Here is a 25640-nt window from a genome sequence, read left to right as displayed (position 1 = left end):
CTCAAACCTAAAGAGCACCACCAGCCACTGTAGGAGCGAGCCTGCTCGCGAAAAACCAGAAGCCACCGCTGGGCATCTGGTGCTACGCGTAATCGTTCACGTCCATCGCGAGCAGGCTCGCTCCTACAGGGGTCAGCGTTGAAGAAAAAAGATTTTTCCGTCGGGGACGACCCCGGCGCTCATCGAAAAACTGCGGGACGGCCCGCATCCCCTTCAGGGGCTATGCCATGTTCGAAAAAGTCCTGATCGCCAACCGTGGCGCCATTGCCTGCCGCATCCTGCGTACCTTGCGCGACCTGCAAGTCCAGGGCGTTGCCGTTTACTCCGAAGCCGATGCCGCCAGCCTGCACATCCTGCAGGCCGATGAAGCCCACAGCCTCGGTGAAGGCGCTGCGGCCGGCACCTATCTGGCGGTGGAAAAAATCCTCGCCATCGCCCACGCCACTGGCGCCACGGCGATTCATCCCGGCTATGGTTTTCTGTCGGAAAACGCCGCGTTCGCCGAAGCCTGCGAAACCGCCGGCATAGCGTTTATCGGCCCGACGCCAGAGCAACTGCGCGTATTCGGTCTCAAGCACACCGCCCGCGCCCTGGCCAGGCAGCACGGCGTGCCGATGCTTGAAGGCACCGAGTTGCTCGACAGCCTCGACGCGGCACTGGTCGCCGGCGAGCACGTCGGCTATCCGGTCATGCTCAAAAGCACCGCCGGCGGTGGTGGAATCGGCATGCGCGTGTGCCGCAGCGCGGCCGAGTTGAGCGAATCCTTCGAGGCCGTGAAGCGCCTCGGGCAGAACAACTTCAGTGACGCTGGCGTGTTCATCGAGAAGTACATCCAGCGCGCCCGGCACCTGGAAGTGCAGGTGTTCGGCGATGGCCGTGGCGAGGTCATCGCACTTGGCGTACGCGACTGCTCGGTACAGCGGCGCAACCAGAAAGTCCTCGAAGAAACCCCGGCGCCGAACCTGCCCGACGGCATGGCCGATGAGCTCTGCGCAGCGGCAATCAAACTGGCCAAAGCGGTGAATTACCGCAGCGCCGGCACCGTCGAGTTCGTGTTCGACAGCGATGCCCAGCGCTTCTATTTCCTTGAAGTGAACACCCGTCTGCAGGTGGAGCACGGCGTTACCGAGCAGGTGTGGGGTGTCGATCTGGTGCGCTGGATGGTGCAACTGGCGACCGGTGATTTGCCGCCGCTGCAAGCTTTGTGTCAGGGATTGCAGCCGGAAGGTCATGCGATTCAGGCGCGCTTGTATGCGGAAGATCCGGGCCGGGATTTTCAACCCAGTCCAGGCTTGCTGACGGCGGTGAATTTTCCCGCCGCCAACGGTGTACAACTGCGCATCGACACCTGGGTCGAGGCCGGTTGCGAGATCCCGCCGTACTTCGACCCGATGATCGCCAAGGTCATCAGTTGGGCACCGACACGCGAACAGGCCCGCGCCGATCTGCATCAAGCCTTGGGCGACAGCCTGCTCTACGGTGTGGAAACCAACCGCGATTACCTGCGGCAGATTCTGCTCGACGCGCCTTTCGCCAGCGGCCAGCCGTGGACCCGCTGCCTGGAAGGCCTGGTGTATCAGGCCAACACCTTCGAAGTATTGAGTGCCGGCACCCAGACCAGCGTTCAGGACTATCCGGGGCGCCTCGGCTATTGGGCAGTGGGCGTACCGCCATCGGGGCCGATGGACAGTCGTGCCTTGCGCCTGGGCAACCTGTTGCTGGGTAACGAGGAAGGCGCTGCGGCGCTGGAAATCACCATGAGCGGACCGTTGCTGCGCTTCAATTGCGACGCGGTGGTCGCGGTGACCGGGGCGGTGATTCCGCTGACGCTGAACGGTGAATCAGTACCGATGAACACGGCGCTGCTGGTGCCGGCCGGCGCTGCCTTGAGTCTCGGCACCATCGCCGGGGCCGGCGCACGCAGCTATCTGTGCCTGCGTGGCGGCTTGCAGGTTCCGGATTACCTGGGCAGCAAAAGCACCTTCACCCTCGGCCAGTTTGGCGGTCATGGCGGTCGTGCCTTGCGGGCGGGTGATGTGTTGCATGTACCGGCGTTGGATGACCGCAGTGTCGGTGCGCAACTGCCTGAACATCAGGTCACCGAGTTGCCTGTCGTGCGGCAGATCCGCGTGATCTACGGTCCCCATGGCGCCCCGGAGTACTTCACCGAACACTACATCGGCACCTTCTTCGCGACGCAGTGGGAAGTGCATTTCAACTCCAGCCGAACCGGCGTTCGCCTGATCGGGCCCAAACCCGAGTGGGTGCGCGCGGATGGCGGTGAAGCCGGCCTGCATCCCTCGAACATCCATGACAATCCGTATGCCATCGGCGCCGTGGATTTCACCGGAGACATGCCGGTGATCCTCGGCCCCGATGGCCCGAGCCTTGGTGGTTTTGTGTGCCCGGTGACGGTGATCGAAGCGGATCTGTGGCAGCTGGGGCAGCTCAAGGCCGGGGACAAGGTGCAGTTTGTGCCGGTCGATATCAAAACCGCCCGCCACCTCGTGTTGAAATGGGATCAATGTGGGAGCGAGCTTGCTCGCGATAGCGGTGTATCAGACAGATCAATCCTGAATGACATGCCGTCATCGCGAGCAGGCTCGCTCCCACAGGGGGTTGTGTCGCCTGTGGTTTTGGACATTGGGCAGGACGATACGCGGTTGGTGGCGCGCCTATCCGGTGATACTCACCTGCTGCTGGAAATCGGCGCCGCCGAACTTGACCTCGTCCTGCGCTTCCGCGCCCACGCCCTCATGCAGGCGCTGGAAAGCAAACAGCTGCAAGGCGTGATCGACCTGACACCGGGTATCCGCTCGCTGCAAGTGCACTACCAGCCCGAGCAACTGCCGCTGGCCGATCTGCTGGGCATCGTCGCCGGCGAATGGGACGCGGTGTGCGCGGCCAAAGACCTGCAAGTGCCGTCGCGCATCGTCCACTTGCCCCTGTCCTGGGACGACCCGGCGTGCCAGTTGGCGATCGAGAAATACATGACCACCGTGCGCAAGGACGCCCCCTGGTGCCCGAGCAATCTGGAGTTCATCCGGCGCATCAACGACCTGCCGAACCTCGATGAAGTGCAGCGCACGGTGTTCGACGCCAGCTATCTGGTGATGGGCCTGGGCGATGTATACCTCGGCGCACCGGTCGCCACCCCGCTCGATCCGCGCCATCGCCTGGTGACCACCAAGTACAACCCGGCCCGTACCTGGACCGCCGAGAACTCGGTGGGCATCGGTGGCGCCTACATGTGCGTGTACGGCATGGAAGGCCCCGGCGGCTATCAGTTCGTCGGACGCACGCTGCAGATGTGGAATCGCTACCGCGAAGTCGCCGCGTTCGATGGCAAACCGTGGTTGCTGCGATTCTTCGACCAGATCCGTTTCTACCCGGTGAGCGCCGATGAACTGCTGCGCATCCGTCGGGATTTCCCCCTCGGACGTTTCGACCTGAACATCGAGCACAGTCAGTTGAACCTCGCCGACTACCAGGCGTTTCTGGCCCGGGAAGCCGAGACCATCGAGGCGTTTCGCAGCCAGCAACAGGGCGCTTTCAACGCCGAGCGCGAACGCTGGATCGCCAGCGGCCAGGCGCATTTCGACAGTGAGGACCTGGTCGCGGAAACGACCGAAGACGCACCGCTGGCCAGCGGTCAGCAGAGCGTCGACAGCCACATCGCCGGCAACCTCTGGCAGGTCCAGGTGGAAACCGGCACGCGAGTCGAGGCCGGTGATGTCCTGGTGATTCTGGAGTCGATGAAAATGGAAATCCCGCTGCTCGCGCCCATGGCCGGCGTGGTGCGGGAGATTCGCGTGCAGCCGGGTTCGGCGGTGCGTGCCGGACAACGCGTCGTGGTGCTGGAACTCGACTGAACCCATTTGGAAAAGGACGAACGTCATGAACATCGATCTGCAACTCGACGCCCTGCGCAACGCTTACCGCGACGGCAGCACCACGCCCCGGCAATTGCTGCTGAGCCTGCGAGACAAAGCCGCGGCGCTGAACCCGGACTATCACCTGTTCATCCACTTGCTCAGTGTCGAAGAACTGGAACCTTACCTCGCCGCCCTCGACGGTCGCGATATCGACAGCCTGCCGCTGTACGGCGTGCCGTTCGCGATCAAGGACAACATTGATCTGGCGGGCATTGCGACCACGGCGGCCTGCCCGGCTTTCGCTTATGTGCCGCAGCGCTCGGCGACCATCGTCGAGCAACTGCTGGCGCTGGGCGCGGTGCCACTGGGCAAGACCAACCTTGACCAGTTCGCCACCGGCCTCAATGGCAGTCGTTCGCCCTATGGCGCATGCCCGAACAGCGTGTTGCCGGAGTATCCGTCAGGCGGCTCCAGCGCCGGATCGTCGCTGGCCGTGGCCCTCGGTGTGGCGAGTTTTGCCCTGGGCACCGACACCGCGGGATCGGGGCGCGTGCCGGCAGCACTGAACAATCTGGTGGGGCTCAAAGCAACCAAGGGGCTGATCTCCACCGCCGGGGTAGTGCCGGCCTGTCGCACCCTCGATTGCGTGACCACCTTCACCGCCACCGCGCGCGAAGCCAGTCAGCTGCTGGCGCTCACTGCGCACCTCGACCCACGGGACGAGTACAGCCGCAGCAACCCGTTGTGGAATGACGGCTCGGCCTTCGGCGCACTGCGTCCATTTCGTTTCGGTGTGCCGCGATCCCAGGACCTGGAATTCTTCGGCTGCACTGAAGGCCCGCTGTTGTTCGCCAAGGCCGTCGAGCAACTCAAGGCCCTGGGCGGTGAAGCCGTGGAACTGGATCTGTCGCCGTTCCTCGAAGCCGCGCGCCTGCTGTACGAAGGCCCGTGGGTGGCCGAGCGCTACAGCGTCGCGGGCGAACTCATGGAACAGAACCCCGAGGCCGTGCTGCCGGTGATCCGCGCTGTGCTGGCCAAGGCCCCGGCGGTCAGCGGGGTGCAAACCTTCCGCGCCCAGTATCGGCTGCAAGCGCTCAAAGCCCTGTGTGACAAGGCACTGGAAGGTCTTGATTGCGTGCTCACGCCTACCATCGGCCGCCCCGTCACGCTGGCGGAGCTTGAAGCCGAACCGGTGCTGCGCAACTCGGAACTCGGCTACTACACCAACTTCATGAACCTGCTCGATTACGCCGCCGTCGCCGTGCCCAGCGGTTTCATGGGCAATGGCCTGCCGTGGGGCGTGACGCTGTTCGGGCGGGCGTTCACCGATCAGTACCTGTTAAGCGTGGCGGCGGGCTTGCAGCGCCAGCAAGGCACAACCGAGCCGGCACCGACGACAGCGGCCCGCCACGACCGTGCGCGGCTGGTGGTTTGCGGCGCGCACCTTGATGGCCTGGCACTGAACTGGCAACTGAAGCGCCGTGGGGCTCGGCTGGTCGAAACCACCCAGAGTTCGCCTGACTATCAACTGCACGCCCTGGCCGGCGGCCCGCCGTTTCGTCCGGGCATGGTTCGGGTGAAGGAAGGCGGCGTGGCGATTGCCGTGGAGGTGTGGGAATTGCCGAGCAGTGAATTGGGCTCGTTCCTGACTGGCATTCCGGCACCGCTGGGCCTGGGCAAGGTGCAACTGGCGGATGGTCGTTGGGAGAGTGGCTTTATCTGCGAGGCGTACGGGTTGGAGGGTGCGGTGGACATCAGTCATTTCGGCGGGTGGCGGGCCTATCTGAAAAGCCTCGTCTGACAGTGAACCTGCAGGAGCGAGCTGGCTCGCTCCTGCAAGATCCGGGCAGGATTGACGACCATTCGCGGCACACATGGGGCAGTTATTTCCCCGCCGTGCCATTAGAATGCTTGCCATCGGACCACTGCCAACGGAATTGTCATGTCGCCCCGCTCGCCGCTGTATTCTCAACGCTCGTTGATTCTCACGCTGATTGCGTTGCTGGGCGCAGGCTTCCTGGCCACTTCCTTTCTCAGTTATTACGCTTCGCGAACGTCGATCCGCGACAACATCGTCAACACCGAATTGCCGCTGACGTCGGACACGGTCTACTCGGAAATCCAGAAAGACCTGGTCCGACCGATCCTGATTTCCTCGATGATGTCCCGTGACACCTTTATGCGCGACTGGGTGGTCAACGGCGAACGCGACCCCGACCAGATGACCCGCTACCTCGACGAGGTCATGACCCATTACGGCGCCTACACGGCGTTTTTCGTCTCCGACACCAGCCTGACCTACTACCACGCCAAGGGCGTATTGAAGCAGGTCAAGGCCACCGAACCCCGCGATGCCTGGTACTTCCGGGTGCGTGACATGAAGGATCCCTACGAGATCAATGTCGACCCCGACCTGGCCAACAAAGACAACCTGACCGTGTTCATCAACTACAAGGTCTACGACTACAACAACCGCTTCATCGGTGCCGCCGGTGTAGGCCTGACCGTCGATGCGGTGATCAAGCTGATCGACAAGTACCAGCAGCACTACCAGCGCAGCGTGTATTTCGTCGACACCTTCGGACGCCTGGTACTGACCGGTGCCGAGGGTGGCCCGCAAGGCGCCCGGGTCGGCCAACCGCTGAGCGAAATCGACAGCATGAAAAACCTCGTCAGTCAGCTGCCCAAACCCCACAGCGGCAGCTATGAATATTCCGGTCAGGGCCAGGGGCATTTCCTCAATGTGCGGTTCATTCCCGAGCTGAACTGGTATTTGTTCGTCGACAAACTCGAAGACGGCGACCTCAGTGACATCCGTCGCTCGCTGTACCTCAACCTGCTGATCTGCCTGATCGTCACGCTGACCGTGCTCGCACTGCTCAACCGTGTGATCAAACGTTATCAGGACAAGATCCAGGCCCAGGCCACCCTCGACAGCCTGACCGAATTGCCCAACCGCCGCGGCTTCGACCTGCTCGCCGCACAAGCGATGCACGAAGCCCAGCGCGAACCCAAGCCGCTGAGCGCGCTGCTGCTGGACCTGGACCACTTCAAGGCGTTGAACGACACCTACGGCCACCTGGCCGGCGACAAGGTGCTGATCGGCTTCGCCCGGGACCTGGAGAGCTGCCTGCGCCACTCCGACATTGTCTGCCGCTGGGGCGGTGAAGAATTCATCGTGCTGCTCAAGGACACCGACGGTGAGACCGGTCTGATGATCGCCGAAAAAATCCGCCAGCATGTGGCACAGCAGCGCTATGCCTACAACGGCAGTAGCCTGCACCTGACGGTCAGCATCGGCCTGACCACCCTGCAGGACGACGACACCTTGCACACCCTGCTGTCGCGGGCCGATCATGCGATGTATCGGGCCAAACAATCCGGCCGCAATCGTACCTGCGTGGAAATGCCTCAATCCGTCTATGGCTAACCCATCATGAATCAGCCTGAACTCTGCCCGGCCTGCGGTGCGCCCAATGACTGCACCCTGGCGGACCCGCGAACCGCTGACCGCGCGTGTTGGTGCTACGGCGTCAGCATCGATCCGGCGGTACTCGAAGCATTGCCGCCCGAACTGCGCAACGCGTCGTGTCTGTGCCCGCGTTGCGCCGCCGTCGAGGCGCAGTTGCAAGCAGCGCCCCGGCCAATCGAGTAAGATGCGCGGCCCCTTTTTCGCCGATCCTTAGCCATGCGCGTCGACCGCTTCCTCAGCAACCTGCCCTGCTTCAACCGTAAGCAGGTGCGCCTGTTGCTGGTGGAAAAACGCGTTCGGATTGACGGAAAAATCACCAGCGACCCGCATGCCGAAGTCCGTGAGTTCAGCCGCGTCGAGGTCGACGAGCACGTGCTGCAGGCCGGCAAGCCGCTTCGCCACTTCATGCTGCACAAGCCCGCCGGTTGCGTCAGCGCCACCCGTGACCCGCAGCACCCGACGGTGCTCGACCTGATCCACGAGCCGGACAAGGACGAACTGCACATCGCCGGCCGCCTGGATTTCAATACCACCGGCCTGATGCTCATCACCAACGACGGCAGTTGGTCGCGGCGCCTGACTCAACCGCAGACCAAGTTGCCAAAGGTCTATTACGTCGAAACCGAACAGGAAATCGGCCCCGAGTACGCGCTCAAATTCAGCGAAGGCCTGTACTTCGCCTTCGAAGACCTCACCACCCAACCCGCCGGACTGGAGCTGCTGGGGCCAAAATCGGCGCGACTGAGCATCGTCGAAGGCCGTTATCACCAGGTCAAGCGCATGTTCGGTCACTTCGACAACAAAGTCCTGCGCCTGCATCGCGAACGCATGGGCCCTCTGGTGCTTGATGAGGCGCTGAAACCGGGCGAATACCGCCCGCTGAGCGTCGATGAGATCGAAAGGATCTAAGCCGCCTACCGCTGAGCAGAAGTTGTCGAACAATTTACCAACGGCACTTGCGTGATCGCGTCTCCCCTGCTTGAATCAGGTCGTCAGCCGAAATGTGACTGACGAGTCACAACATACTTCTAAGAAACTTTTTGCCGGTAGAGAACCTTCAGGTTCCGCCTCCCCGGCAAACTGCCCGCCAATAATAATACCCGTCGACCTGCCGTAACGGATCGACATGGGCCTCTCAAATTCCAGGCGTATGCCTACCTGTCACAAAGCTCGTGCAATCTCTTTTGCGCGCATACCCGCTTGCCAGGAGTCTTATGACATGAGGCCAGAAATCGCTGTGCTGGATATACAGGGTCAGTATCGGGTTTACACGGAGTTCTATCGCGCAGACGCCGCAGAGAAGACCATTATTCTGGTCAACGGCTCGATGGCCACGACTGCGTCGTTTGCACAAACCGTGAAAAACCTCCACCCGCAGTTCAATGTGGTCTGCTACGACCAGCCCTACGCGGGCAAGTCAAAAGCCCACAACCTGCATGAGAAATTGCTGACCAAGGAAGTCGAAGGGCAGATCCTCCTGGAGCTGATCGACCACTTCGCCGCCGAACACGTGCTGTCGTTTTCCTGGGGTGGCGCCGCGACACTGGTCGCACTCGCCCACCAGCCTCGGCGCATCGAAAAAGCCGTGATCAGCTCGTTCTCGCCGGAGATCAACGCGCACATGCTCGATTACCTCGAGCGTGGTGTGGATTACCTCGGCAGCCGCGACGGCGACCGGGTCGGCAACCTGGTAAACAGCACCATCGGCAAACACTTGCCGACGCTGTTCAAGCGCTTCAACTACCGGCACGTGAGCAGCCTGGCCGATCACGAATACGGGCAGATGCATTTCCACATCAGCGACCTGCTGCACAGTGATCGCCAGTGCTTCTTCAAGGCCGCGCAGAAAATCAACGTGCCGGTGCTGTTCATGAATGGCGAATGGGACGAATACACCGCCGCCGAAGGCGCCCGGTTGTTCGCCGACCACGTGCAACATGCCACCTTCACGACGCTGGAGGCCACCGGCCACTTTCTCGACATGGAGCACAAAGCCGCCTGCCGGGACAGCCGCAACGCACTGCTCGGGTTCCTGAAACCGGCACAGCACGAAAGCCGACCGCGTTACCACTACGTTCAGGACCACCATGCATTGGCAATCTGAAACAGAGTCATCGCGAGCAAGCTTCGCCCCGCAGCGTTAATTGCATTCCTGCACGTGCGAGGCTTGCCCGCGATAGACCGCCACAGGGTCTGTCTGCGTTAAACCCGCCCCACGCAAAGAAAAACTTCAAATCCCCAGCTGTATCTGGTACAAAGTCACCGCTCTGAGCGGGTGTCGTATAATGGCATTACTCCAGCTTCCCAAGCTGATAACGAGGGTTCGATTCCCTTCACCCGCTCCACATCAAATTTGGGTCTCACGTTAAGAAGGTTTTGACGGGGGATGTTGAGACAGAAAAAACCGGTCCTTCGTGACCGGTTTTTTTATGCCAGGAATTCGGGCGACGTTGCTCACGAAAAAACCTCGCAATACACAGACCACATAAATTCAGACTGACCCAAAGCCGTTGCCGCAGCTCCCTCCTAGACTCGATTTCTATCTCCATTCCACCAAGCCAGGAAGATTTGGTAGGTATAGTGTTGATTACACAAATTCAGTAGGTATAGTAACCACAAGCACGCCACACGGAGGTGATGTGAACAGCCGATTTTTGATAAGCCAAATCATGGCGGACGGTTGGTATCTGGTACGTATCAAAGGCAGCCATCATCACTTCAAGCATCCGACCAAGCCGGGCTTGGTGACGGTCCCTCATCCGAAAAAAGATCTGCTGAAGAAAACGGCCATCAGTATTTTGCAACAGGCGCTGCTTTAACGAGCCCGACGCGCTGAGTCCTCGGAGGACAATGAACATGCTGTACCCAATTGCGATATCAATGGGCGACGACGAGCACGCCTGGGGCGTGGAAGTCCCTGACATTCCGGGATGCTTTTCCGCCGGGGACGATCTGGACGACGCAATGGCCATGGCCCGGGAAGCCATTGAAGGCCATTTCGAGATTCTGGCCGAGGACGGTTCACCCATTCCGCCTGCCAACAAAGTCACTCTGCACGCAGCCAATCCGAAATATGCGGGCTGTACGTGGGCATTGGTGGACATTGACGTTACCAAATACCTGGGCAAGGCCCAGAAACTGAACATCACATTGCCTGGCTACCTGCTCAACCGAATCGATGAGTACGTACTGCACCATCCGGAAGAGAAGAGCCGTTCGGGCTTTCTGGCGTCGGCGGCGCTCAAGGTGTTGCAGCAGAGTTGATGGTTTTTTCAGAGATTTCGACCGGCCCTCGCGGCAGGGTTTTTCCAGTACGATCAGATCAACGCGCAGACCGTATGATGGACATTAAACCTATTCGCAGCCAAGAAGACCTGACCGCTGCATTTGCTCGCGTTGAGCAGTTGTGGGGCTCGGAAGTCGGCTCTCCGGAAGGCGATGAGCTGGAAATTCTTGCGCTGCTCATTGAAAAGTACGAAGACGAGCATTATCCCACGCCGCCCTCCGATCCGATTGAGGCAACCAAGTTCCGCATGGACCAACAAGGCCTGACGCCTCGTGATCTGGAACCGTTCATCGGTACGAGCGGACGTGTGTCCGAAGTGCTCAATCGCAAGCGTAAATTGAGTCTGTCGATGATCAAGCGCCTGCACGACGGGCTACGCATCCCTTATGAAAGTTTGCTTGCGGGTGTTGCCTGACAGGAGATGCAGAGACTTAAAAGCCAGTCCAAGTGGCTAATGCCGATCAGTTAAGAGATAGAGCGAGCAATCAGTAACCTGTGGCGAGCGAGCTTGCTCGCGCTGGACTGCGTAGCAGTCCCATTTTTTGGGGCCGCTTCGCGCCCCAGCGCGAGCAAGCTCGCTCGCCACAGGTACAGTGTTCGTCCTTAACTGACTGGCATTAGTCCAAGTGACCGGTTTTTTTATGGGTGGAGATTAGAGAAACACCCGCCAAAGTGGACGCACATCCAAGTTTTAAAAACCATGACCAAGGCGAATTATCAAAAAAAGCAACGTCCTACACGACACTCGGAAATCTCCGTACACTTGCGCGTTGCTGTGCCTTTGTCATGAGACCTATAGTCCGAGCGCGCCCAAATGGCGTATCGGGTTTGGCGACTCGATGCCTTGGTACAGGAGCCTCCGAGTGTTTCTCGGAGCGCTTTTGAACGCAATTGGCTACCTGTTTTCTGGTGGCTGTGCGTGGGAGACCCTAGGGTCTGCCGGTTTACCATGGCCCGGTTCGCCAACCCGCGTACAGCTACCACCCTATTGTTTGGCGACGATTGAGTGGTAGGTCTTCTCCTCTCCATGGAAATCACTCATGAAAGAATTTATGGCTTTAACCAGCAACGCCGACGATCTCCCCTCCCTCTACGTCAACACCACCCAACCCCTGCACTCACTGCTCACCACCGCCCGCTACAGAATTGGCGCTGTGACGCAGATCCTCGAAAACTTCGCGATGCGGGGAGATATCACCAGCGACTCGGTCATCCTCAGCGACTTCGCGTTGTTGTGCTGCATACCATTGCGTGATGGTTGCGACGTACTGGATGTCATCGCTCGGCGCATGGATGGAGAATCGTCCTGACCTAACCTGTAGGAACGGGCTTGGTCGCGATAGCGGACGGACGGGTAGGCTACTCAGTCGTTGAACGTGCAACCGTCATCGCGAGCAAGCTCGCTCCCACAAGTCTTTCGGCGTTCAAATGCCTGTCGAACGACCTCAAAAAGAGCATCCCCACCATGACTCAAAACATCTACGACGACCCCGGTTTCTTCCAAGGCTACAGCCAGATGGCCCGCTCGATCAGTGGTCTCGACGCCGCGCCGGAATGGCCTGCCTTGAAATCGATGCTGCCGCCGATGCAGGGCCTGAACGTGGTCGACCTGGGTTGCGGTTATGGCTGGTTCTGCCGCTGGGCGAGCGAGCAAGGCGCCGACAAGGTACTGGGCCTGGATGTGTCGGAGAAAATGCTGGAGCAGGCACGCAAGACCACGTCGGCGTCCAACATCCGTTACGAACGCGCTGACCTGGAACACCTTGACCTGCCGGCCGCCCGTTTCGACCTGGCCTACAGTTCTCTGGCCCTGCACTACATCAAGGACCTGCCGGGATTGTTCGCGAATGTCCACGCGGCCCTCAAGCCCGGCTCGCGTTTCGTGTTCTCCATCGAGCATCCGATCTTCATGGCGCCGCGTAATCCGGGCTGGATCACCGATGCCGAGGGCCGCAAGAGCTGGCCGGTGGATGGCTATCAGAGGGAAGGCGAGCGCGTGACCAACTGGCTGGCCGAGGGTGTGATCAAGCAACATAGAACCCTCGGCACCTTGCTCAACATGCTGATCGCCGCAGGCTTCAGCATCCAGCACGTCAATGAATGGGGCCCCACCGATGCCGAGGTGGCAGCGCAACCCGCGCTGGCCGAAGAACGCGAACGGCCGATGATGTTGCTGGTTGGTGTTCAACGCTGAACGGGCACTTGTATTGTTTGCGTATAGATCCGCGCACGCCCGTAAAGAAGCAATAGCGCTGCGTTGAGCCCGATGGCAGATGCCTTATGCTCCAGGCTCACCTTTCGCCAAGAGATCAACATGGCCAATTCAGAGTTGGGGATCATGATCATTTCATTGATCGGGTTGTTCGGCTTTGCCTCGTTTGCATTTGAATACTTGAGCGCCCGCCGCTCGAAAAAGAACAAGCCGCAGCAATGATTCGGACGGGCAAGAAAAGGGACAGATGACGCTCAAGGTCATCTGTCCCTTTTTTCACATCAGCGCGTCGCCACCAGAAACAACCGCGGAAACGGCAACAGCACCGAACCATCAGCCTGCGCCGGATAAGCCTGTTCGATCGCGGCGTGATACTGCTTCAGGTATTCAGCACGTTCGGCCTCATCCAGTGGCTCGAGGAATGGCCGCAAACCGCTGCCCTTGAACCACTCGACCACGCCCGACGCACCGCCTGCGAGTGGATGATGGTAAGTGGTACGCCACACATCGACCCGACTGCAGTGTGGTTTGAGCATGGAGTAGTAGCCGCTGGCATCGTCCATCTGCGTGCGTTGCCCGGCAGCGCCAGTCAGTTTGGTGGCCCAGGGACCACTCGCCGCCACTTCGCGCATCAAGCGATGGGAGGGTTCATTGAGATTGTCCGGCATCTGGATCGCCAGGCTGCCACCAGGTGCAAGTTTGTTCACCAGTGAAGGCAGCAACGTGGCGTGATCCGGCAGCCACTGCAACACCGCATTGGCGAAAATCACATCGAATGGGCCGGTTTCGTTCCAGCGATCAATGTCCGCGATATCGAACTGCACCTGCGGCAATCGCTTGCGGGCGGCCTCGATCATGTCGGTTGAACTGTCCAGCCCGCGCACCGTGGCGTTGGCAAAGCGTTCCACCAGCAACTCGGTCGAGTTGCCGGGACCACATCCGATATCGATCGCCGAGCGCACATCACTGGCGGGAATGGCCGCTAGCAGATCACGGGCGGGACGGGTGCGTTCATCTTCAAAAGCGACGTACTGTTTGGCGGACCAACTCATTGCGTTCTCCTGTCGGTGCGTTGTCCTCGGACCGCTACGATACCGCGCCAGGCACAACCAGTGGTTTCAGAAAACAGCCTTTTGCGTCGCCCCGCCACGCCCATCGAATTTTCATCCCGCCCCCACTGTCTGAAATTCAGGTGCCTTCAGATGAGGAACACGGCCATGAAGTTCGCAAAAATTGCACAGAAACTCGCCCTGTGGGCCGGCAGCCCCAGGACCTTCCTGGGGGCGATCATTCTGATTTTCCTGTGGGGGCTGAGCGGGCCGATCTTCCATTTCAACGATACCTGGCAACTGATCATCAACACCTCGACCACCATCATCACCTTCCTGATGGTGTTCCTGATCCAGAACACGCAAAACCGCGATACGGACATTCTGCATTTGAAAGTCGATGAACTGTTGCGAGTAACGAAAGAGGCACAGAACGCGATGCTGGGTCTCGAAGCACTGGATCTCAAGGAGCTGGAAGCGCTGAGAAAGCAGTATCGGCAGCTTGGCGAAGGCGAAACGATTTCCCTTGATGGCACGGTCGTCGAAGAGAACAACAAACAGGATCTGAACAAGTGCTGAAGGTCATTGCGCGGGCGGCAACCCGCCGCCCGCGAGATCGAATGCCCTAACGACTGGCTTGCAACGCCCTGGCCATCTGCAGGTGATTTTGCAGCTTGGGCAACGTTTCTTCAGCGAACGCCTTGATCTCAGGCACGTCCGTGGTTTGCGCTTCCTGCTGAAGCTGCGCGATGGCTTCTTCGGTCGACTGCACCTGACTGGCCGCATAGGCCTCATCGAAGTTCGCGCCTTCCATGACTTGCGGCATCAAGGCCTTGGCTTTGTCGACCACTTGTTCACGCGGGGCCACCGGCAGATTCAGCTGTTTGGCGATTTTCGCCAGGTGCTGGTTGGCGGTGGTGCGGTCGTTGATCACGACGATGGTGTAGTCCTTGACCGCTTTGGATTCGGACTTCTGGTGCGCCAGGCGACTGGCTTCGATATCGGCCATGCCCTGGGCCGATGCATCGTTGATGAATTCGGCGGGGGACTGGGCAAAGGCCGTGCTGGCACACAGGCCCAGTAACGTGGCGAAACCGGTGTTGCGTATTCGGGTGGCCATCCACTTCATGGTCGCGCCCTCCTCAGTAAATTCAAACGGGAGCTTTCGCCCCCGCTTCTCAATCAAAACCACCTTCATCCACTACTTGGATTTTTGTCCGGGTTTGCGGCCCATGTCGGGTTTCGCTGGTTCTTTATCGACGGTCGTGGTGGTGGTTTTCCCACCCTTGCGACCGGCTTCAGACGCCTTGGTTCGATCGTTGGCGAAACTTCCCGAGTTCGAGTTTCTTGAGTTAGGCATGATTCTCTACCTCTTGGTGATGATCGCGGCGAGCTGACGCCCGCATAGAATCTGAATTAGCGCGATGCAAAAGGTTTAGAAAAAAATGTGGATGCCACGACGAACGGTGCACGCGAATCAGACCAGCCGCAGGTGATGCTCGCGCTTGGCGGTGTACATCGCTTCATCGGCGTGCCTGAACAGCTGTTTTTCTTCCGTGCCGTGTTCGGGGTATTGGGCAACGCCGATGCTGGGTTGAATGTTGAGGCTGTGGCCGTCCAGGCGCAGGGGTTGAGCCAGGACCTGACGGATTTTCACAGCGACACAATCAGCATCTCCCGAGGCGTGAATACTGTGCAACAACACCACAAACTCATCGCCGCCAATGCGCGCCACCGTGTCGGTTTCACGCACGCAACCCTTGAGGCGATTGGCCACGGTTTGCAGCAACATGTCACCAACCGCATGCCCATGGGTGTCGTTGACCTCCTTGAAGCGGTCAAGATCGACATACAGCAACGCCATGCGCCCGCGATCCTCACGCGCCGCTTCCAGTGCAACCTTGAGCCGGTCGCGCAGCAATTCGCGATTGGGCAGTTGGGTCAGTTGGTCGTACTGGGCCATGCGTTGCAGGCGCGCGTGCAGTTGCTTGCGTTCGATCGCGGTCGCGACCTGCGCGCAAACGTACTGCAACAACTCCTTGTCCTGCTCGGTATAGCGCTCACTGCCCGGCATGCTTTTGACAATCAGTGCACCGATGGTGCCGTTTTGCGAGTTCAGCGGCACGCCGAGCCAGCACGGCGAATTCTGTCCGCTCCCTTGCCTCTCGAACCCCGCAGGTCGATCGTCCTGATCCGGGGTCAGCAGGATCGGCTGGCCGCTGCGGACCACCTCGGCACACAGGCGCCCGGTCATCGTGCCGGGCTGCCCGGTTTCGGGTTCGTGGACATCAACGTGATAGGGGAAACTGAGCTCGGTACAGTGTTCGTCATACAACGCCACGGAAAAATTCAGCGCAGGCAACCATTCGCCAATGATCAGGTGAATACGCTTGAACAGCGCCAAGAGGTCTTCCGCTGCATGCGCCGCCTCGGAAATCGCATACAGCGCGGCTTGCCGGGACTCGGCTTGCTTGCGCTCGGTAATGTCACGAGCGACGGCGATGCGCAGTTGATCGACCTCCGACCAGCGTGCCGACCAGAGAATGTGCACCACCCGGCCATCCTTGCGCAGGTAGCGGTTCTCGAAATTGAGCTTGGGCTCACCGCCCATGATTTCCTGGGCGGCGTCGAGGGTGCGCTGGCGATCGGCCGGGTGCACCAGTTCAATCATCGGCTGGCCGATCAACTCGTCAGGGCTGTAGCCGAAAATGCGCTCGCAGGCCGCACTGACAAATACGAAGCGACCTTGCTTGTCGACCGCGCAAACGGCGTCCAGCAAGAGGTCGATGTAGCTCGCCAACGGCGCGGAATTTCTGGTGGTCATGGTGCTGAAAGCATGTCCTGACAATGCAGCAATAAAGAACCGTCCCTGACCGTTGAAACCTGTGTAACCGAGGCATCCCTGCGCCGGGCTTCAAGCCTTGTTCGTCACCAGTCCCGGCAGTGCATGCGCCAGGGCGTTGATGGCGAAACCGATAAACATTACCCCGCAAAGCCGGGTGATGGCCAATTCATGGCGCTGATACAAGGTGCGCACCCGCCGCGCTCCGACGATGCCGATGAGGATAGCGTAGGCGATCAGGCCGCCGACGAAACTCAGCAGGATCAGCCACGGCAACATCGACCAATGCAGCAGTTCTGCACGGCTGGACAGCAGCGCGGTGAATGTCGCCACCGCCACCGGATAAGCCTTGGGATTGGTCAGGCCAAACAGGATGCCGTGCCAGAACGGCTGACGTGCCGGCCCTTGTGGCGCCTGGGCACCGCTGCGACGCGCCCGCACCGCCCGCAGCCCGAGCCAGAACAGGTAAAGCCCGCTGAGCACACCCAGTACATCGAACGCGGTACTGCCGATTTCCCGCGCCCCGACTATCGCCACCAGCGCGGTGCCGCACCAGACCACGTCCCCCAGCAAATGCCCGCAAAGAAACCCCGCCCCGGCCCGTCTTCCATGGGCCGCGCCTATGCCGAATACGGCCAGCACGCCGGGGCCTGGCGTAATCCCGTAAATAAAGCCCGAGGCGAGAACGGCCATTAGCAGCGACGGGGTCATGGGAAATCCTTTTGAACCGTTTGGTGAGTGGGCGCCAGTCTATATCAGCTCATTGGGCATTGATTGACTGATCGTCGAAGAACTTCATCAGCGCTTTATCCCCTCGCCGATGCGTTGTTTCAGCCAGTTCAACGCCTGATCCCCGCCCCGCCGCTGGTGCCACGCCAACACAAAGGTAAACGACGGAATATGAAAGGGTGGAGGCACGACGATCAGTGACGCCTCGTCGATGTCGCGCACGCCGCGGGAAGCGACGGTCAAAATCAAATCCGTGCCACTGATCAACTGCGGGGCGACATTCCAGTGCGGCAGGCTGACCGCCACGCGACGCCGTTCATGCAAGGCGGTCAGGGCGCGCTCGATTTCCGGCGTGCCACTGCCGCGCATTTCCAGCAAGACGTGGGGACGCGTCAGGTAGGCCGGCAGGTCGAGGGTGGCGTCGGCCGGCAAACTGTCGCGATCCACCAGGCAAACGTAGTGCTCTTCGAACAGCAGGGTGCTGCGTAGTTCGTTGGGCATTTCCGGGAACACGCCGACGGCGATGTCGATATCACCGTTGAGTATCCCGTCGAGCATGCCTTCACGGCTGGCGTGACTGATTTGCAGATCGATGCCCGGTGCTTCACTGCGCAAGCTGCGGATCAGACCGGGCAGAACGATGGCGGCGCCATAATCGGACATGGCCAGGCGAAAGGTGCGCTGGGTGGTCGCCGGATCAAAGGCATTAGGCGCCAGCAGCGATTGCACCTGGGCCAGGGCTTCGGCCAACGGCGCCATCAGCTCAAGCGCCCGCGAAGTCGGCACCAGGCTGGCGCCCGCCCGCACCAACAGCGGATCGCCCAGCAGGTCGCGCAAACGCGCCAGCGCATGGCTCACGGCCGGCTGACTCAGGTGCAAACGTTCAGCCGCCCGGGTGACGTGTTGCTCGCTGAGCAAGGCGTCGAGAATCACCAGTAGATTGAGATCGATACGGCGCAGATCATTCATTTGATGCATGTTCTGGATAGCAAAACGGAATTTAAATCTGCGCGACGAATACTCTAGAGTCCAGCAAAACCTGCTGGAGAATGAACATGAGTACGTTGCATGGGGTCGGCCTGTTGTTGCTGGCCGTGATTGCCGGGGCGGTGGTGCCTTTTCAGAGTGCGATCAACGCTAACCTTGGACGAGGCCTGGGGCATCCGTTGTGGGCCACATTGGCCTCGTTGCTGGTGAGTATCCTGGTGCTGTTGCCGATCATGCTGGCGCTGCGCGTGCCGTTGCCTTCAATGGCGTTCATCAGCAGAGCGCCACTCTGGATGTGGGCGGGTGGCGCGTTCGGAGTCTGCTTCATTTCCCTGGCCCTGGTACTGCTGCCCAAGATCGGGGCCTCTGGGTTCATGGCCTTGGCGCTGGCCGGGCAAGTGGTCGCGTCATTGGTGCTGGATCACTTTGGGTGGTTCGGGTTGGTGCAGCGGCAGGTGAGCTTGCCACGGGTGTTGGGCGTCGTGATGCTGATTGCGGGTGTGATACTGATTCAGTTCAGTGGGGCTCATGACAAGGCACTGGCGACCGTGGGCTAAAGGGAGGCCGCCCGGTCATACTGGCCTTGGGCGCGATGCTCGCGCCCGGCCGTCAAAACGTCTAGAACGCGCTGCGGAAGATCTCCTCGATCTGCCGCTGATCCGCTGCCCGGGGGTTGGTCACGCCGCATGCATCTTTCAGGGCGTTGCTGGCCAGGGTCGGGATGTCGTTGAGGCGCACGCCAAGTTCACGCAAACCGGCGGGGATGTCCACATCGCGGGCAAGGCGGCGGATGGCGTCGATGGCTGCCTGGGCGCCCTCTTCCGGGCTGAATCCGCGAATGTCGGCGCCCATGGCATGGGCCACGTCGGTCAGGCGCACCGCGCAGACCTGGGCATTGAAGCTTTGCACGTGGGGCAACAGCACTGCGTTGCACACACCATGGGGCAAATCGTAGAAGCCACCCAACTGGTGGGCCATGGCATGCACGAAGCCCAGGGACGCATTGTTGAACGCCATGCCCGCCAGAAACTGCGCGTACGCCATATTCTCCCGCGCCCCGAGGTCTTCCCCGTCCTGGACCACCCAGCGCAGGTTATCGCTGATCAGGGTGATGGCCTTGAGGGCGCAGGCATCGGTGATCGGGGTGGCCGCGGTGGACACGTAGGCTTCGATGGCATGGGTCAGGGCATCCATGCCGGTGGCGGCCGTCAGGCCCTTGGGCATGGCGGTCATCAGCTCCGGATCGTTGACCGACAGCAGCGGCGTGACGTTGCGATCGACAATGGCCATTTTCACGTGCCGCGACTCGTCGGTGATGATGCAGAACCGGGTCATCTCGCTGGCCGTGCCGGCCGTGGTGTTGATGGCAATCAACGGTAGTTGCGGTTTAGTGGATCGATCGACGCCTTCGTAGTCGCGAATTTGCCCGCCATTGGTCGCGCACAAGGCAATCCCCTTGGCGCAGTCGTGGGGCGAGCCACCGCCCAGGGACACCACGAAGTCACAGCGGGTCTCCTTGAGCAAACCCAGGCCATGCTCGACGTTGGCGACGCTGGGGTTGGGCTTGGCACCGTCGAAAATCACCGAGTCGATGTCCTGCAGCGCCAGCTTCCCGGCAACCATGCTTGCCACGCCGGCCTTGGCCAGCCCGGCGTCGGTGACAATGAACGCCTTGCGAAAACCGTATTGGCGGATGGCGTCCATGGCTTCGTCCAGGCAACCGATGCCCATGATGTTCACAGCGGGGATAAAAAACGTACTACTCATGCACGAGTCTCCTGGCGAAGTTCAGACCGGCAGCGCCGATCCACTGAATGCTCAGGATCGACCCGTCGCCAACGCCGCATGTTGATCTGGCTCAACGTCTGGTCGTGATAAAGTCGCCGCCCATCAGACCTTTTGCTTCGAGACGACAAACGCAATGACCGATTTACAGGATGTCGACGCCCAACTTGAAGACTGGAACGCCTTGCGCTCAAGCACCGCGTTCGCCGGCTTGCTGGTGGGCAACGGCGCCAGCCGCGCCGTGTGGGACGATTTCGGCTACGACTCGCTGTTCGAGAACGCCCGCACCGTCGAAGAAAAGCCCCTGAGCCAATCGGAATTGAGTGTGTTCGATGCGCTGCAAACGCGCAGTTTCGAACAAGTGCTCAGCGCGCTGAAAACCACCAGCCGGGTCAACAAGGCCCTGGCCGTCAGCTCCGCCGCCCCGCGCAATCGTTACTACGCGATCAAGGAAGCCTTGATCAACACGGTGCACGCGGTGCATATCCCGTGGCGTCTGGTCCAGGCTTCGACCCTGGCGTCGATCAATCAGGAACTGACCAGCTACCGCACGATCTTCACCACCAACTACGACCTGCTCAATTACTGGGCGATCCAGCACTCGCCACAGGCGATCACCGATCTGTTCCAGGGTGACGAGCCCGGCTTCGACCTCAGCGCCACCACCACTGACAAAACCCGCTTGCTGTACCTGCACGGCGGTTTGCATCTGGTGCGCAATCAGGACGGCACGGCGCGCAAGCTGATGTCGACCGAGGGCACATTGCTGGGTAATTTCGCGATCAACAACACGATCAAGACCCTCGACGACGTGCCGCTGTTCGTCAACGAAGGACCCACCGCGGACAAGCTCAAGACCATTCGCAGCTCGGACTATTTGTCGTTCTGCTACGACCAGTTACTGGAGCATGGCGACGGCTTGTGCATTTTTGGTCATGCGCTGGGCGAACAGGACAGTCATATCGTGCACGCCTTGCGTCAGGCGAAACCGCAGGTGGTGGCGATCTCGATCTATCCGCGCAGCAAGGCGTTTATCCAGCATCAGAAGCACTATTACGCGAAGGTGTTCGAGGGGACGGGTGTTGAGTTGCGTTTTTTTGATTCCAAGACCCATGCACTGGGTAGCCCGAAGCTGGCGGTGCCAGTCGAGGTTTAGTGCTGCTGGATCTGGCGTCTTCCCGAAACCGATGTGGGAGCAAGCTTGCTCCCACAAGTGCCTCATAGCACCGGCAATGTCTTGTCCTTGATCACTTTGGTCGGCCCGTTGGCCTTGACGCTGGCGATGCCTTTGTCCAGAGCGATGGCGGACGAATAAGCTTCACTGCTGCCGATAATCTCGTGATTAGCGGCCTTGAGGTTGAAATAAGGGTGGCCATCCCTGGTGGTTTTTTTCTCGTAGCGCTCATCCAGCGGGCTGTTGGCCTGCACCGCCGCGATGCCTTTATCGGCTGCGGCGCGCGTGGTGTAGTGCTCGCTGGTCAGAATGGTCTCGGCATTGGCCGCCTTCAGCACAAACCTGAATTGGCCGCTGATGCTTTTGCTCACTTCGTACCATCCGGACATACTCTTTCTCCTGGGCGATTGAGAGGTTGCGCGCTTCAGAGTAAAGATCAGGCCGGATAGTTTGTCGCCTGTACCGGCCCGCGAGGGGCCGGCAGGATCGATACACGCCTATCTATTTCACCGCCGTTCGCACCACCGACAACTCCGGAGCAGCCACCCGCCGCTGACTCAAATACCGCGTGCAACTCACCCGCAGAAACGAGGCGAAATTCACCACCTCGCCGCGGTAGTCCATCACCTCTTCATACAGCTTGGCGATCAACTGGTTGGTGGTCATGCCGTCGACTTCGGCGATTTCGCTGAGGATGTCCCAGAACTGATTCTCCAGTCGCAGCGTGGTGACCACCCCGCAGATGCGCAGCGAGCGGGAGCGCGATTCGTAGAGGATCGGGTCAGCTTTGACGTAGAGCTCGCACATAGAGACGTTCCTCGTTACAGCGTGATTTTGGTGCCCAGCAAGCCGAGGAAACCCGCCAGCCACTTCGGATGGGCAGGCCAGGCCGGCGCAGTGGCCAGATTGCCTTGAACGTGGCCGTCCGTCACCGGGATATCGATATAGGTACCGCCAGCCAGGCGCACTTCCGGCGCGCAGGCCGGGTAAGCGCTGCACTCGCGGCCTTCGAGAATTCCTGCCGCCGCCAGCAACTGCGCACCGTGGCACACAGCGGCAATCGGTTTGCCGGCCTTGTCGAAATCCCGTACCAGCTCCAGGACTTTTTCGTTCAGCCGCAGATATTCCGGCGCACGACCACCAGGCACCAGCAACGCGTCATAGTTCGCTGCCGCGACCTTGGCGAAGTCGAAGTTCAGGGCAAACAGGTGACCGGGTTTTTCGCTGTAGGTCTGGTCGCCTTCGAAGTCATGAATCGCGGTACGCACAGTCTGGCCGGCGGTTTTGTCCGGGCACACCGCGTGTACCGTGTGACCCACCATCAGCAGCGCCTGGAACGGCACCATCACTTCATAGTCTTCGACGTAATCGCCGACCAGCATCAGAATTTTTTTAGCGGCCATGGGGAGGACTCCTCTGGAAAACGTAGGCAGGCAGGAGTATTCAAGGTAGTCCTTATCCGGCGGGTCGGGTAATAACCTGCTACTACCTGATGGACTGCGAAGACGTCCTCAAACTGTACGGATAACTCTGCACCCAGCTGTAACAGCGCCAAACCCGGCATTTATGGCTAGATGAAGGCATCTCTCATCACCCTCGATTCTGGTTGCCATCATGTCCTCCCGCGAAAACACCGGCATGGCCCTGGGCCTGCTCGGCGTTGTGATCTTCAGCCTCACCCTGCCCTTCACGCGAATCGTCGTGCAGGAACTCCATCCACTGCTCAATGGCTTGGGCCGGGCCCTGTTCGCGGCGATTCCCGCGGCATTGCTGTTGCTCTGGCGTCGTGAAAAATGGCCGACCTGGAAGCAGGTCAAGGGCCTGACCCTGGTCATTGCCGGGGTGATTCTGGGTTTCCCGGTGCTGTCGGCCTGGGCCATGCAAACCTTGCCGGCGTCCCATGGCGCTTTGGTCAATGGCCTGCAGCCCCTGTGCGTGGCGCTGTACGCCGCATGGTTGTCCCATGAACGTCCGTCGAAAGCATTCTGGGCCTGCGCCGCACTGGGCAGTGCGCTGGTGCTCGGGTATGCGCTGATCAGCGGTGCCGGCAGCATTCAGGCCGGCGATTTGCTGATGCTCGGAGCAATTGCGGTGGGCGGCCTGGGTTATGCCGAAGGCGGTCGCCTGGCAAAGGAAATGGGCGGCTGGCAGGTGATCTGCTGGGCGCTGGTGCTGTCGACGCCCGTGCTGATCGGGCCGGTGGTGTATCTGGCGCTGCAACATCAAGGCGAGATTTCAGCGAAAACCTGGTGGGCCTTCGGCTATGTCTCACTGTTTTCGCAGTTCATCGGGTTCTTTGCCTGGTACGCCGGGCTGGCCATGGGCGGTATTGCGCGAGTCAGCCAGATCCAGTTGCTGCAGATCTTCTTCACCATCGCCTTCTCGGCGTTGTTCTTCGGCGAACACGTCGAGCCGATCACCTGGTTGTTTGCCGCCGGGGTGATCGTGACGGTGATGCTGGGACGCAAGACCGCCATCAAACCCGCGCGAATTGCCACCGCATAAATCCTGTGGGATCACAGGTAGCCGTCAGCCCGCAGCAGCGTTTCCAGGCAATGTTCGCTGATGTGATAGAAATCCTTCAGCTCCTGGATCTTCACCAACAACCGGGCCGGGTCCACCGGCTCGGCGCGTTTGACCGCCAGGATCATCTTGTTCTTGTTGGTATGGTCCAGTGAGATGAACTCGAACACCTTGGTCTCGTAACCACAGGCTTCGAGGAACAGCGCGCGCAGACTGTCAGTCACCATCTCTGCCTGCTGGCCCAGGTGCAAACCGTACTGCAGCATCGGCTTGAGCAATGCCGGGCTCTGGATTTGCAGGCGAATCTGTTTGTGGCAGCACGGCGAGCACATGATGATCGACGCGCCGGAACGGATGCCGGTGTGAATCGCGTAGTCGGTGGCGATGTCGCAGGCATGCAGCGCGATCATCACCTCCAGTTCGCTCGGCGCCACGCTACGCACGTCACCACATTTGAAGACCAGCCCCGGATGCTCAAGCCTGGCCGCTGCGGCATTGCAGAGGGTGACCATGTCCTCGCGCAACTCGACGCCCGTCACTTCGCCTTCGGCGTTCAAGGTATTGCGCAGGTAATCGTGAATGGCAAAGGTCAGGTAACCCTTGCCCGAACCGAAGTCCGCCACACGCACCGGCTTGTCCAGCGCCAAGGGAGACGAGGTCAGGGCATGGCTGAACACTTCGATGAACTTGTTGATCTGCTTCCATTTGCGCGACATCGCAGGAATCAGCTCATGCTGCTTGTTGGTCACGCCAAGGTCGGCGAGAAACGGTCGGCTCAAGTCAAGGAAGCGGTTTTTCTCACGGTTGTGCTCGGCGGACGGCACTTCACGCAATTGCTGGGGTTTGCTCTTGAACAACGAAGACTTGCCCTTTTTGCTGTATTCGAGCTGGGCTTCATCGGTCAGCGACAGTAAATGTGCATTTTTGAACGACGCGGGGAGCAGCTCGGCAACGCTTGCGACACCTTCGGCCAGCGGCAGGTTCTTGGTGATGTCGCGGGTTTTGTAGCGATAGACGAAGGACAGGCACGGCTGCGACTTGACGGTCACCGGCTTGATGATGACCCGCTGCAGCTCCGCTTCTTCGCCGACGTATTTGGCCAGCACCAGTTTGATGAAGGCATTGTGTTCGAGGCTCGATTGCAGCAGCTCGATGAACTGCGCGTGATGATCCGGCGCGAGGCTGGCGGGAGTGGCGGTGACAGACATGAAAAACGGCCTCGGGCAATACGAATCGGGAGAATGCCGGGTATTTTAGGGGGGCCGAGGGTTTTGGGCACGGGGTTATTTTGTGGCAGGTCTTGGTCACGCCACCCAAGACCTGAATAAATGCCTTCGACGTATCACGGCTCAACCAGTCGCAACCTGCGGTTACTCGGCGAGTTGATCACGTATTTGACGATCAACCCGACCGGTACCGCCCAGGTAAGACCGTTGAGCGGGTCAGTCACCACCGCGACGGTTTCAGAGCTCGCGGCGATGTCCAGACGCCGACGATCATGGCTCGACTTGAGCTCCCCATAGGCATGGCTGACCAGTCTTTCCGCCACGTGCATGGGCACATCGACACTTTGCAAATGCTTGACGGCACGACAGAACAACACCTGGTCATCAAGCAATCCGTCGCTTTCATGACGAACCAGAAAAGCCTGGGCCATCGCCAGCAGATCCTCATTCAATTCCGGGTTTTCATCGACTTCGTTCATG

At 60.1% G+C, this 25640-nt stretch carries 27 protein-coding genes and 1 tRNA gene; 16 read left to right on the top strand and 12 right to left on the bottom strand.

Going from position 1 to position 25640, the window contains the following annotated elements:
* Positions 1-227: 227 nt before the first annotated feature.
* The 12 genes from uca (at position 228) to ACVWYU_RS17330 (ending at position 12827) form a co-directional block, all read left to right on the top strand.
* Positions 228-3872 carry an urea carboxylase gene (gene uca / locus ACVWYU_RS17385; RefSeq protein ID WP_457373256.1) on the top strand — a complete coding sequence of 1215 codons (3645 nt, stop codon included), beginning with the start codon at positions 228-230 and terminating at the stop codon, positions 3870-3872.
* A 25-nt stretch (positions 3873-3897) separates the two neighbouring features.
* Positions 3898-5676, top strand: coding sequence for an allophanate hydrolase (atzF, locus tag ACVWYU_RS17380; RefSeq protein ID WP_457373255.1), 1779 nt, complete (start codon positions 3898-3900; stop codon positions 5674-5676).
* A gap of 141 nt (positions 5677-5817) precedes the next feature.
* Positions 5818-7305: a sensor domain-containing diguanylate cyclase gene (locus tag ACVWYU_RS17375; RefSeq protein ID WP_457373254.1), complete on the top strand. Its 1488-nt coding sequence runs from the start codon at positions 5818-5820 to the stop codon at positions 7303-7305.
* A gap of 6 nt (positions 7306-7311) precedes the next feature.
* Positions 7312-7530 (top strand): cysteine-rich CWC family protein, encoded by a 219-nt coding sequence (locus ACVWYU_RS17370; RefSeq protein WP_457373253.1) that lies wholly within the window; start codon positions 7312-7314, stop codon positions 7528-7530.
* 33 nt (positions 7531-7563) lie between these two features.
* Positions 7564-8256, top strand: a complete 693-nt coding sequence (locus ACVWYU_RS17365; protein ID WP_457373252.1) for a pseudouridine synthase — start codon at positions 7564-7566, stop codon at positions 8254-8256.
* 310 nt (positions 8257-8566) lie between these two features.
* Entirely contained in the window at positions 8567-9451 is an 885-nt protein-coding gene (locus tag ACVWYU_RS17360) for an alpha/beta fold hydrolase (RefSeq protein ID WP_247254758.1), read from the top strand.
* 167 nt (positions 9452-9618) lie between these two features.
* Positions 9619-9692 (top strand) — tRNA-Gly (locus ACVWYU_RS17355).
* Between the two features lie 294 nt (positions 9693-9986).
* On the top strand, positions 9987-10166 hold the full coding sequence (locus tag ACVWYU_RS17350; RefSeq protein ID WP_457373251.1) for a type II toxin-antitoxin system HicA family toxin: 180 nt from the start codon (positions 9987-9989) through the stop codon (positions 10164-10166).
* Between the two features lie 37 nt (positions 10167-10203).
* A complete protein-coding gene (locus ACVWYU_RS17345) occupies positions 10204-10611 on the top strand; it encodes a type II toxin-antitoxin system HicB family antitoxin (protein ID WP_090318374.1) in 408 nt (135 codons plus the stop codon).
* Between the two features lie 77 nt (positions 10612-10688).
* Entirely contained in the window at positions 10689-11048 is a 360-nt protein-coding gene (locus tag ACVWYU_RS17340; RefSeq protein ID WP_457373285.1) for a helix-turn-helix domain-containing protein, read from the top strand.
* A 625-nt stretch (positions 11049-11673) separates the two neighbouring features.
* A complete protein-coding gene (locus ACVWYU_RS17335) occupies positions 11674-11943 on the top strand; it encodes a short-chain dehydrogenase (protein ID WP_090317341.1) in 270 nt (89 codons plus the stop codon).
* 155 nt (positions 11944-12098) lie between these two features.
* Positions 12099-12827, top strand: coding sequence for a class I SAM-dependent methyltransferase (locus ACVWYU_RS17330; protein WP_457373250.1), 729 nt, complete (start codon positions 12099-12101; stop codon positions 12825-12827).
* A 299-nt stretch (positions 12828-13126) separates the two neighbouring features.
* Here the strand turns inward: ACVWYU_RS17330 and tam are convergent, their stop codons facing one another.
* A complete protein-coding gene (tam, locus tag ACVWYU_RS17325; RefSeq protein ID WP_457373249.1) occupies positions 13127-13897 on the bottom strand; it encodes a trans-aconitate 2-methyltransferase in 771 nt (256 codons plus the stop codon).
* A 165-nt stretch (positions 13898-14062) separates the two neighbouring features.
* On the opposite strand from tam, the gene ACVWYU_RS17320 reads away from it, so the two are divergent.
* On the top strand, positions 14063-14473 hold the full coding sequence (locus tag ACVWYU_RS17320; protein WP_248915726.1) for a low affinity iron permease family protein: 411 nt from the start codon (positions 14063-14065) through the stop codon (positions 14471-14473).
* Positions 14474-14519: 46 nt separating this feature from the next.
* Here ACVWYU_RS17320 and ACVWYU_RS17315 read toward each other — a convergent pair whose 3' ends face one another.
* The 5 genes from ACVWYU_RS17315 to ACVWYU_RS17295 form a co-directional block, all read right to left on the bottom strand.
* On the bottom strand, positions 14520-15023 hold the full coding sequence (locus ACVWYU_RS17315; RefSeq protein WP_090317330.1) for a DUF4142 domain-containing protein: 504 nt from the start codon (positions 15021-15023) through the stop codon (positions 14520-14522).
* A 72-nt stretch (positions 15024-15095) separates the two neighbouring features.
* The gene (locus ACVWYU_RS17310; protein WP_090317327.1) at positions 15096-15254 is read right to left on the bottom strand and encodes a KGG domain-containing protein; all 159 of its coding nucleotides are present in this window, start codon (positions 15252-15254) and stop codon (positions 15096-15098) included.
* A gap of 117 nt (positions 15255-15371) precedes the next feature.
* A complete protein-coding gene (locus ACVWYU_RS17305; RefSeq protein WP_090317324.1) occupies positions 15372-16718 on the bottom strand; it encodes a sensor domain-containing protein in 1347 nt (448 codons plus the stop codon).
* A gap of 90 nt (positions 16719-16808) precedes the next feature.
* Positions 16809-17447, bottom strand: a complete 639-nt coding sequence (locus ACVWYU_RS17300) for a LysE family translocator (protein WP_248915724.1) — start codon at positions 17445-17447, stop codon at positions 16809-16811.
* An 87-nt stretch (positions 17448-17534) separates the two neighbouring features.
* The gene (locus ACVWYU_RS17295; protein ID WP_457373248.1) at positions 17535-18443 is read right to left on the bottom strand and encodes a LysR family transcriptional regulator; all 909 of its coding nucleotides are present in this window, start codon (positions 18441-18443) and stop codon (positions 17535-17537) included.
* A 77-nt stretch (positions 18444-18520) separates the two neighbouring features.
* Here ACVWYU_RS17295 and ACVWYU_RS17290 point away from each other — a divergent pair, with 77 nt between their 5' ends.
* Positions 18521-19009: a DMT family transporter gene (locus ACVWYU_RS17290; protein ID WP_457373247.1), complete on the top strand. Its 489-nt coding sequence runs from the start codon at positions 18521-18523 to the stop codon at positions 19007-19009.
* Positions 19010-19070: 61 nt separating this feature from the next.
* Here the strand turns inward: ACVWYU_RS17290 and yiaY are convergent, their stop codons facing one another.
* Positions 19071-20219, bottom strand: a complete 1149-nt coding sequence (gene yiaY / locus ACVWYU_RS17285; protein WP_090317314.1) for an L-threonine dehydrogenase — start codon at positions 20217-20219, stop codon at positions 19071-19073.
* 154 nt (positions 20220-20373) lie between these two features.
* Between yiaY and ACVWYU_RS17280 the strand changes: the two genes are divergently transcribed.
* A complete protein-coding gene (locus ACVWYU_RS17280; protein WP_457373246.1) occupies positions 20374-21393 on the top strand; it encodes a DUF4917 family protein in 1020 nt (339 codons plus the stop codon).
* A 62-nt stretch (positions 21394-21455) separates the two neighbouring features.
* Here ACVWYU_RS17280 and ACVWYU_RS17275 read toward each other — a convergent pair whose 3' ends face one another.
* The 3 genes from ACVWYU_RS17275 to ACVWYU_RS17265 all read right to left on the bottom strand — a co-directional run bounded on the left by ACVWYU_RS17275 (position 21456) and on the right by ACVWYU_RS17265 (position 22814).
* Positions 21456-21800: a YegP family protein gene (locus ACVWYU_RS17275; protein WP_457373245.1), complete on the bottom strand. Its 345-nt coding sequence runs from the start codon at positions 21798-21800 to the stop codon at positions 21456-21458.
* Between the two features lie 112 nt (positions 21801-21912).
* Positions 21913-22218, bottom strand: a complete 306-nt coding sequence (locus ACVWYU_RS17270) for a ribbon-helix-helix domain-containing protein (RefSeq protein WP_090317308.1) — start codon at positions 22216-22218, stop codon at positions 21913-21915.
* Positions 22219-22232: 14 nt separating this feature from the next.
* Positions 22233-22814 carry a DJ-1/PfpI family protein gene (locus ACVWYU_RS17265; RefSeq protein ID WP_457373244.1) on the bottom strand — a complete coding sequence of 194 codons (582 nt, stop codon included), beginning with the start codon at positions 22812-22814 and terminating at the stop codon, positions 22233-22235.
* 211 nt (positions 22815-23025) lie between these two features.
* Here ACVWYU_RS17265 and ACVWYU_RS17260 point away from each other — a divergent pair, with 211 nt between their 5' ends.
* A complete protein-coding gene (locus ACVWYU_RS17260; RefSeq protein WP_090317304.1) occupies positions 23026-23916 on the top strand; it encodes a DMT family transporter in 891 nt (296 codons plus the stop codon).
* An 11-nt stretch (positions 23917-23927) separates the two neighbouring features.
* On the opposite strand, the gene ACVWYU_RS17255 is transcribed toward ACVWYU_RS17260, so the two are convergent.
* The gene (locus ACVWYU_RS17255) at positions 23928-25142 is read right to left on the bottom strand and encodes a class I SAM-dependent methyltransferase (RefSeq protein ID WP_457373243.1); all 1215 of its coding nucleotides are present in this window, start codon (positions 25140-25142) and stop codon (positions 23928-23930) included.
* Positions 25143-25276: 134 nt separating this feature from the next.
* Positions 25277-25639, bottom strand: a complete 363-nt coding sequence (locus ACVWYU_RS17250) for a hypothetical protein (RefSeq protein ID WP_247254772.1) — start codon at positions 25637-25639, stop codon at positions 25277-25279.
* Position 25640: the final 1 nt, after the last annotated feature.

The sequence above is a fragment of the Pseudomonas sp. TE12234 genome (genome assembly GCF_054061835.1).
The sequence above is the reverse complement of the archived record's forward strand: the minus strand, read 5'-3'. Positions and strand labels throughout refer to the sequence as shown.